The sequence below is a fragment of the Streptomyces sp. NPDC003036 genome, assembly GCF_040611175.1.
Lineage (GTDB): Bacteria > Actinomycetota > Actinomycetes > Streptomycetales > Streptomycetaceae > Streptomyces.
Map to the genome: position 1 here is coordinate 49,230 of NZ_JBEXNO010000047.1, position 7,018 is coordinate 56,247.

The 7,018-nt window shown below is 72.8% G+C and carries 6 protein-coding genes; 5 read left to right on the forward strand and 1 reads right to left on the reverse strand.

Annotated features, from left to right (window positions below):
• Nucleotides 1-60 precede the first annotated feature (60 nt).
• Nucleotides 61-924 (reverse strand): NAD(P)-binding domain-containing protein, encoded by an 864-nt coding sequence (locus ABZX67_RS28345; protein ID WP_355365782.1) that lies wholly within the window; start codon nt 922-924, stop codon nt 61-63.
• A gap of 257 nt (nt 925-1,181) precedes the next feature.
• On the opposite strand from ABZX67_RS28345, the gene ABZX67_RS28350 reads away from it, so the two are divergent.
• The 5 genes from ABZX67_RS28350 to ABZX67_RS28370 all read left to right on the forward strand — a co-directional run.
• Nucleotides 1,182-1,712, forward strand: coding sequence for an EF-hand domain-containing protein (locus ABZX67_RS28350; protein WP_355365785.1), 531 nt, complete (start codon nt 1,182-1,184; stop codon nt 1,710-1,712).
• A gap of 144 nt (nt 1,713-1,856) precedes the next feature.
• Nucleotides 1,857-3,080 carry a cytochrome P450 gene (locus tag ABZX67_RS28355; RefSeq protein WP_355365788.1) on the forward strand — a complete coding sequence of 408 codons (1,224 nt, stop codon included), beginning with the start codon at nt 1,857-1,859 and terminating at the stop codon, nt 3,078-3,080.
• Entirely contained in the window at nt 3,073-3,729 is a 657-nt protein-coding gene (locus tag ABZX67_RS28360) for a GNAT family N-acetyltransferase (RefSeq protein WP_355365791.1), read from the forward strand. Before ABZX67_RS28355 ends, ABZX67_RS28360 begins: the two co-directional genes overlap by 8 nt.
• Nucleotides 3,730-3,743: 14 nt before the next feature.
• Nucleotides 3,744-5,447: an aldehyde dehydrogenase family protein gene (locus tag ABZX67_RS28365; protein ID WP_355365794.1), complete on the forward strand. Its 1,704-nt coding sequence runs from the start codon at nt 3,744-3,746 to the stop codon at nt 5,445-5,447.
• 49 nt (nt 5,448-5,496) lie between these two features.
• Nucleotides 5,497-7,018, forward strand: a 1,522-nt coding sequence (locus ABZX67_RS28370; RefSeq protein ID WP_355365797.1) for an FAD-dependent oxidoreductase, incomplete at its 3' end; no start/stop codon positions are given.

A 7,018-nucleotide genomic window follows, 5' to 3' on the forward strand; every position in this document is an offset into this window, starting at 1 on the left:
CACCACCCACGGGGGCGCGGACCGCCGTCGGCGCCCGCGCAGCTCCTCGAAGACGGCGTGTCAGCGCCCGCGCAGCTCCTCGAAGACGGCGGCGATGTGCTCCCGCGCCGTGCCCACCGCCATCCGCCGTCCCACCCGCTCGCCCAGCACCGCCGCGACCGGATCGGTCACGCCCGCCTCCTGTGCTGCCGCCGCCAGATGCCGCAGCGCCCCCGAGTGCACCGCGAGCGATGCCTCGTCGACGTCGTACCGCCCGGCCGCGATCAGCGGTACGGACCCGCGGACGGTGTGTTCCAGCGCCGGGAACAGCTCCACGACGCCGTCGGCGTACCCGTCCAGGGGAAGCCCGGCCGCGGACGCGATGGCGGCCCCTTCGAGGAAGCCGCAGGTCGCGGCGTACAGGAAGGTCAGCAGCGCCGCGTCGTGCGCGTTGGCGAGGGCGATGTCGTCTCCCAGGAACGCGGCCGTGCCGCCCAGCGCACGCGCCACGTGGCCGATGGCCGCGTAGTGCTCGCCGGGGCCGCTGTAGAGCACCCGCGCGTGATCGGTCCCCAGGTGGCCCGGGTACGCCATGATCGCCGCGTCCAGGTAGCGGCAGCCCGGCGGACGCAGCCACGCCTCCATCGCGCGGGCCTCGGCCGGGGTGCCGGTCGACATCTGTACGACGACCCGGTCCCGCGTGTCACCGGCGACAGGTGCCAGCACCTGGCGGGTGGCGGCGTAGTCGATGAGGCACACGAGGACGACGGGCGCACAGCGCACAGCGTCGGCGAGCCTCTCCACCGGACGCACTCCGTCCCCGCCGAGGGCGCGTGCCCGGTCCGCCGTCCGGTTCCACACCGCGACCTCGAGCCCCGCCGCGCCCAGAACGCGCGCGAGGGCACCGCCCATGGTGCCGCTGCCCAGCACTGAAACGTCCGGCATTCTTCGTTCCCTTCTCGAACCCGTGCCCGGACCGAGAACCCGGACCGCCGACCAGGGCGGCCGGACCGTCACGCCGCGTCAGGGCGACGGCGCGTTCGCTGGTCGGAACGGGTGATAGCCGGGCTTCGGTTGGTACGAGTGGCGCAATGATCGATTGACTGCGGGCGCCCCTGCGCTTCCCCTTCTCTAGGGACACCCCGCGGGTCGGGGCGCGCTCTGCCGCCTCTCTGTGCCCGCACAACGAAAGGAAGAGGATCATGGTTGCGACGGTCATCGACAACAAGGCCAAGAAGATCTTCAACAACTTCGACATCGACCACGATGGCGCCATCACCAAGGAAGACTTCGACCAGATGGCCCACCGTCTGGCCGCGACACTGAACATCCAGCCGAGCTCCCCCCAGTTCCGCAATATGCTGGAGTCCTACGCCCAGGTCTGGGCGCATCTCCAGGCGGAGGCGGACTCCAACGGTGACGGCGCTGTGACGGAGGAGGAGTACACCGCGGCGTTCGCCACTCCGGACTTCGTCAGGGTGCTCGACCACGCCAGCGAGGCCGAGTTCAACGCCGCCGACAGCGACCGTGACGGTGCGCTCTCCGTCGACGAGCTGCGGCGCATGCTGGCAGCGTTCGGAGTTCCGTCACCGGAGATCGACAACGCCCTCCGGGTCCTGGACGCGGACGGCGACGGCCGCGTCTCCCGCCAGGAGTACGTCCGCGCCTGGCACCAGTACTACACCGACCCCAACGCCGACGCGCCGATCAACAAGGCCCTCGGACGCATCTAGCCTCCGCCGCGACACCGGACCAGGAATCGCCCGCCGGCTCAGTCGGCGGGCGCTTTTGCTGCCCACGGTGGCCGGCTCGGCGGCCGTGGCGGATCGGTCATCCTCCCGATGCGGTGCCCGTGACAGGGGCGCAGGGTGATGCACGTGACCGAGACTACGACCACAGTGCTGGACGGCCGGGCGGCGTTCCTGGACGTCGCCGATCCCGGATTCATGTTCACCGCTCCCGAGGTCGCGGCCGCGCGCGAGGCGCACTGGTACGCCGGTACCCCCTACGGCGTCATGGTGCTGCGGCACGCGCAGGTGCAGCGCTTGCTGCGGGACCGGCGCCTGGCCCAGAGCGGCCGGCGTTTTCTGCGACTCAACGGTGTCACGCACGGCACGGTCCACGACTGGTTCGACACCCTGCTGCTTCACCTGCGCGGTGAGGACCACCGGCGCCAGCGGGCCTTGGTGATGCAGGCGTTCAGTCCCGAGGCGCTGCAACGGTGGCGGGTGACCATGCGGGCGACCGCCGAGCGGCTGGCCGGCCGCGTGGCCGGCGCCGGACCGGTCGAGTTCGGGGAGACCTTCGCCGACCCGATGGCCGTCTCGGTGATGTCGGCGATCCTCGGCGTGCCCCTGGACGACTACGAGCCCCGGTGGAGCACCGACATCGGGCTGGTCTACAGCGTCGGCCACCGGCAGGACGCGCTGGGCCGCGTCGAGCGGTCCCTGGCCGGACTGCGCGCCTACGCCGATCACCTCATCTCCCGTCAGGCCGCCGCGCGGTCGGGTGAGGACCTGATCTCCTTGCTGATGAGGGGGTACGACGGCGAGGGCATGGACCGCACGGAACTGCGCGACCTCATCGTGGGGCTCTTCTTCGCCGCCCACGACACCACCCGCAATCAGCTCGGGCAGATGCTGTTCACCTTCACCGAGCACCCCGACCAGTGGGAGCTGCTCGCCGAGCGGCCGGAGCTCACGGAGCAGGCCACCGACGAGGTGGTGCGCTGGTGCCCGGCAGCCCCGGCGATCTTCCGGTTCGCCCTGGAGGACGTCGAGTTCGACGGCCTGCGGATGCCGGCCGAGTCCTTCGTCATGCTGTGCGTGCACGCCGCCCAGCGCGACCCGCGCGCCTTCGACGATCCCGATGTCTTCGACATCACCCTGCGGCGCCCTCCCCTGCTGTCGTTCGGTGCCGGCCCGCACTACTGCCTGGGCGCGGCCACGGTGCGGACGGAGATCACCGAGATCCTGACCGTGCTGCCGAGCCGCCTGCGGGCACCCCGGCTGACCGCACCGGTCGTGTGGCGCAATCCGATCGGTGTGTGCGGGCCCGAGTCGCTGATGGTGAGCTTCGAGCCCAGGACGTCCGTTGGGTGACGCCCGGAGCGGTGCGGCGGTGCGGCGCGCCACCGCGGCCGACGAGGACGACGTGGTGGCCGTGCTCTGCGACGCCTTCTTCGACGACCCGGTATGCCGGTGGATGATCCCCGACGGCATCCGGCGCCGGGAGCTTCTTCCCTCCGTCTTCCGCGCCTTCACCCGGGAGGCGGCCGTCAACGGGCGCGTGTACCTGGCCGGAGACGGCCTCGGCGCGCTCCTCGCGGTCCACACTCCCGCCCGTGACGACGTGCACGTGCACGGAGCCGACGACGCCGATGACACCGACGCGGCGTCGGCACGGGGCCTGGCGGGCCTGGGCGAGGAGTTCGCCGACCGTCTGCTGACCTGCGCGCGGTTGCTGGCGGCCCATCACCCTGGCGGTCCGGCGCACCTGTACGTTCCCCTGGTCGCCGCGCGCAGCGGCCACCAGGGGCGGGGCATCGGCAGCGCGCTGGTCGCGTCCGCGCTCGCGGACACCGCCGGGACCCCCGTCTACCTGGAGGCCACCAGCGGCGAAAGCCTGCGGCTCTACCGGCGGCTCGGCTTCACCCGCCGGGGCCCCGAGCTGCGTCTGCCCGATGGCCCGGCTCTTTTCCCGGTCTGGTGGGACCCGGCCCCGTCCCCGTCCTCCGGCCGCACCGGCTGACCCGTGGAGGCCCTGTGCCGTACGAACCCAGCGATCCGCGCCACCACTGCCCGGTGCCGACGTACCCCTCGTACGTCGGTGGTCGCGATGTCGACGCCGACCGGCATGTGTACACGGTGACGACCACGTCGATCCTGCAGGACGTCTTCCGCAGCCTCACCCTCAAACGGCACCTGGAACAGGGCCGCGCCGACCCCGCGCAGGCGGCGGACTTCGTCGTGGGACGGTGTGCCGTGGCGGGCGAGAGCACCGTCCAGGCCGCCACCGAGGCCGCTGCCACGGCGTTTGCCGCGTGGTCGGCCGTACCGTTGGAGCGGCGCATGCGGCTGGGCGCGGGCATCCGGGAGCGGATCCGCCGCGGCCACGCCGCGTTCATCGATGTGCTGGTGTCCGAAGGCCAGCCCCGTGCTCTCGCCGAGTGGCAGGTCTGCGGCCTGCTGGACGTCTATGCCCCCGAGTCACTGGACTGGTGTGCGGCGCAGATGCACCAGGAGGCCCGGCTCCGGGGACGGAGCATGACCCTGAGGCGCAACCCGGACGGCGTGGTGTGCGTCAACCCACCGCAGAACACACCGGCGGCGAGCACGATGTTCGCCGTGTCCGCGCTGATGGCCGGGAACACCGTGGTCGTGCGGGCCCCGCGCAGCGCGCCCCTGGGCGTCATGCACGCGCTGCGCGAGTTCGTGGTGCCGGTGCTGGAGGAGCTGGGTGCGCCTGCCGGAACGCTGAACGCGTACTGTGCCCGGCCGGGCCCGACCCTGCGGTCCTGGCTGGAGAGCCCGCACGTCGCGGACATCTTCTACACCGGTGGAGTGGAACGCGGGCTGGAACTGGAACGCGAGTGCGTGGCCCACGGCAAGAAGCCCGTTCTGGAGCTGGCGGGCAACGACTGCGTCGTGGTGTGGCGGGACGCCGACGTCGAGTTGGCCGCCCAAGCGCTGTCCGAGTGCTTCTTCGGTTCGGGCCAGATCTGCATGGTCCCCAACCAGGTCATCGCCCACCCGGCGATCGCGGGCGAACTCCTCACCCACCTGCGCAAGCAGGCCGCGGGTATCCGGCCCGGGCCCCCAGACCGCCCCGACGTCCTCCTCACGCCGGTGCTGCGTGGTGAACGCTTCTTCGCCTACCTGCGCGACGCGGTGGCCAAGGGGGCGCGCGTCGAGTTCGGCGGGCGCCGCCTGGAAGTCGACGGCCTGCCGTCCGACACGGGGATGTTCCTCGAACCCACCGTCCTGCGGATCGACGGGTGTGCCGGCGCCCGGGACATCGAGGCGGTACGCGAGGAGACGTTCTTCCCCCTGCTCCCCGTCATCGTGCCCCGCCCGGCAGACGACACGTCCCTCCTGCACGAGGCGATCGCCTACGTCACGAGCAACCCGTACGGCTTGCGGAACTCCTTGTGGGCCACCGACCCCGCCGTCATCGAGCGCTTCGTCGCGCGTACCTTCAACGGCGGGCTGCTGAAGGTCAACGACTCCCACGTCTCGCTGCTGCCATGGCTGCCGTCCCATGGAGGCACCGGGTACACCGGAGGAGTGTTCGGTGAGGCCAACTACCCGATGCTGCGCTGCTCCCGACTCCAGGGCGTGTCGATCGCCACCGGTGTCCGCCCCCGGGACGTGGTCCTGGGCGCCTACTCCTCAAGGTTCCCGCGCGGCCGCGCCATTCGCTCCGCGGGCCCGCCGGACCACGGGGCCGAGATCTTGCGGCAGGTGTGACCCGCCTGCCGGGGGAAGCCTGTGAGGCGATGCGCGCGAGAGGGGCTCTGTGACGGACGTCGACGTCGTGGTCGTGGGCGCGGGGGTGCTGGGCGGGTCGATCGCGTACGCGCTGGCGTGCGCCGAGCCCGGGCTGCGGATCGTGCTGTCGGGGCGGCGCGGCCCCGGAGCCTCGCAGGCGGCCGGGGCGATGCTCGGGGTGCTGGGCGAGGTGACGGCGGCCGGCGTGCGGACCCGGCACGGCGAACTGCGCCTCGGGATGGCCGTGGAGGCCGCCGCGCGCTGGCCGGCCTGGCGCCGGGCCGTACGGGACCGGGCCGGGACGGCGGCGCCCCCGGACGGGTACGGCACGGGAACGTACATCCTGCTCAACGCGGCCTCCGGACCACTCGACGAGGCGGCGCTGGAAGCCATGCGCGCGGCCGGTGCCCGCCACGGATTGGCCGTCGAGGACAGCGCCGTCTCCGATGTACCGGCGTACCGGCCGCTGGACAACGACCGGGCGCTGCGGGCCGTGTTCCTGCCGCAGGAACGCTTCCTGGACGCACGCCGCTGGCTGCGGACCCTGGACACGGCGCTCCGGGCGCTGCCGAACGTGCGCCGCGCCGGGGCCGGCCGGCTGCGCGCCCACGGCACCGCGTACGAACTCGCCACCCGCGAGGGCACGTTCAGGGCGGGCCGGGTCGTCGTGGCGGCCGGCGCGTGGTCCAGCGCCCTCCTGGACCGCATCGACCCCGAACTGGCCGTCCTGCCGGTGGTCGCGGCCGAAGGCACCGCCGTCGCCCTCCGCCCGACCGGGCCTGCTCCTCCGGTGGTGTTACGCACACCGAACCGCGCGTACGCGTGCGGGCTCCACGCCGTCCCGCAGGCCGACGGCACCTGGTACCTCGGCGCCTCCGCCGCACCGGCCCTCCACCCCGGCGACGCTCCCACCGCCGGCGCCCTGCGCTTCCTCCTCGACGCGGGGCTCGGCCAGCTCCACCACGGTCTGACCGGCGCCAGAGTCAGCCGCGTCCACCACGGCAACCGCCCCGTGGGACTCGATGGACACCCGCTCCTGGGGAACCCCGGGCGCCCCGGCCTGTGGGTGGCCACCGGCACGCACCGCGACGGCCTGCACACCTCCCCGCTGATCGCCCAGGAAATCGCCACCGAGATCCTGCACGAGACCCCGAGCCCCTGGCTCGCCCCCTGGCAGCCGTGCCGGAAGCCGATCATCGACTGGACGGCCGCCGACGCCATCGAGGAAGCGGCGGCCCATCACGCGGCCCTCGCTGCCGAGTCCCGCATGCGGCCGCCCTTGACCGGCGACTGGCCGGGCCTGCTCACCGACGCCTACCGCACGCTCATGGAACAGACGTACGCACGGATGCCCGACGGCTACGTCCTGCCCCCGGAACTCGCGCCGCTCGGCTACGAACAGGGGCCCGCACTCGCATCACTCGTCCAGAGCCACCTCGACCGCCTGGCAGGCCGCGCTGGGTGGAGATGCCGCAGGCGGACGCCGAGGCGGAGGGCATGGCCGAGATGTGCGACTCCGACGGCCTCCTCGACGTCGGCGACGACGTCAC

Bases quoted from the DNA above. Each gene is read 5' to 3' on its own strand.
- ABZX67_RS28345 (WP_355365782.1), bottom strand. From the start codon at position 924: ATGCCGGACGTTTCAGTGCTGGGCAGCGGCACCATGGGCGGTGCCCTC.
- ABZX67_RS28350 (WP_355365785.1), top strand. From the start codon at position 1,182: ATGGTTGCGACGGTCATCGACAACAAGGCCAAGAAGATCTTCAACAAC.